The following is a 948-nucleotide window of genomic DNA, read 5'->3' as shown; positions in this document are numbered from 1 at the left end:
CTTGTACTTCTTCAGGATGTGTCTTGAAAGCACCACTGTCATTAGGTGATTCTCTTGGCCAATTTTCATCAACAGAATTAGGTTCATAATTTGCCTTTCCTTTATAAACTTCGTGATTAGCATAACCACCTCGTCTATTCGTATGAAAAGGACAAACGGGTTTGTTAATTGGAATTTGATTAAAATTTACCGTACCTAGTCTGTGTAAGTGAGTATCCGTATAGCTAAATAGCCGTCCTTGTAAAAGGGGATCGTTACTAAAATCTATACCTGAGACAATATTTGCAGGACTAAAAGCAACTTGTTCTGTTTCTGCGAAAAAATCATCTGTATTTTTGTTTAAAACAAATTTACCTAGTGGAGTAACTGGTACAAGTTCTTCTGGGATTAATTTTGTGGCATCTAAGACATCAAAGTCCCATTGTTTTGCATCTTCTTCAGAGAAAATTTGTGCGCCTAATTCCCATTCCGGGTAATTGCCACGCTCAATAGCATCCCACAGATCACGTCTGTGAAAATCGGGATCTTTGCCATTAATTTTTAGAGCTTCATCCCAGACGACTTGAGCTACCCCTTGCTTTGGAGTCCAATGGAATTTCACTAAGAATGCTTCATTATTCTTATTAATCAATCTAAATGTATGGACACCAAAACCTTGTATAGAGCGTAGATTTCTTGGAATTGCTCTATCAGACATTATCCAAGTAGTCATATGTGATGCTTCGGTGTTTAAAGAAATAAAATCCCAGAAAGTATCATGGGCAGATTGACCAGTTGGAACTTCATTGGCATCTTCTGGTTTTACTGCATGAACAAAGTCCAGAAATTTAATAGCATCCTGAATGAAGAAGACAGGGATATTATTCCCCACCAAATCATAATTTCCTTCTTCAGTATAAAATTTTATAGAAAAACCTCGTACATCTCGAACGACATCAGCCGAACCTC

Annotated in this window: 1 protein-coding gene; it reads right to left on the bottom strand. The window is 37.2% G+C overall.

The features are described from left to right. On the bottom strand, window positions 1-948 hold a 948-nt coding region (locus B4H32_RS07595; protein WP_286801320.1), incomplete at both ends, for a catalase.

The sequence above is a fragment of the Acinetobacter sp. UBA2063 genome, from assembly GCF_002333245.1.
Lineage (GTDB): Bacteria > Pseudomonadota > Gammaproteobacteria > Pseudomonadales > Moraxellaceae > Acinetobacter > Acinetobacter parvus.
Note: the sequence above shows the minus strand (reverse complement) of the source record. Positions and strands in the feature narration are given on the sequence as shown.